Source organism: Benzoatithermus flavus (assembly GCF_037908215.1).
GTDB classification, from domain to species: domain Bacteria; phylum Pseudomonadota; class Alphaproteobacteria; order Geminicoccales; family Geminicoccaceae; genus Benzoatithermus; species Benzoatithermus flavus.
This window is the reverse complement of sequence record NZ_JBBLZC010000147.1, coordinates 1-523: the sequence shown is the minus strand read 5'-3', so window position 1 is coordinate 523 and position 523 is coordinate 1. Positions and strand designations below refer to the sequence as shown.

Sequence of the window (523 nt, the reverse complement as noted above, 5' to 3'; positions counted from 1 at the left end):
TCACGCGCTGGGCGAGCATTACTTGGCTCCACCATCCGCCAAGCGTTTGGAAGCGGATGAATCCTTTGTCGTCGATTTGCGTCACCATAAAGCCGACTTCATCCAAATGGCCGGCGATCATCACTTTCGGCCCGCCCGATTTCCCTTCTTTTTTGGCAATCAAGCTGCCGAGGCCATCCGTTGTCACTTCATCCGCATACGGAGCTATGTATGTCTTCATCACATCGCGCGCTTCCCGCTCATTGCCCGGGACGCCTTTCGCATCGGTCAGCGCTTTCAGCATCGTCAACGTTTCGTCCAACTTCGCCATCTTGGTACTCCTTTCCGGTTTTGTCCACTTTTTTATTATACTTGAAAAGGCTGACGATTGGCAAAATGAATCATTCGCCACCCAAAAAAAGATCAATAGCGCTCGTTTTGCCGCTTGTGGTTCACTTCATTTTTCCGCCGATACGCCGCCTCGATGTCGTCGGAAGAAAAACCGAGCGCCACGCCAAGCCGCCAATACTCCACAAACAGCGCA

At 52.2% G+C, this 523-nt stretch carries 1 protein-coding gene and 1 pseudogene; both read right to left on the bottom strand.

Going from position 1 to position 523, the window contains the following annotated elements; genetic code table 11:
- Window positions 1-310 (bottom strand): annotated as a pseudogene (locus U1T56_RS24605) (peptidase M28); the annotation flags it as partial.
- 92 nt (window positions 311-402) lie between these two features.
- Window positions 403-513 carry a dUTP diphosphatase gene (locus tag U1T56_RS24600; protein ID WP_418162096.1) on the bottom strand — a complete coding sequence of 37 codons (111 nt, stop codon included), beginning with the start codon at window positions 511-513 and terminating at the stop codon, window positions 403-405.
- Window positions 514-523: the final 10 nt, after the last annotated feature.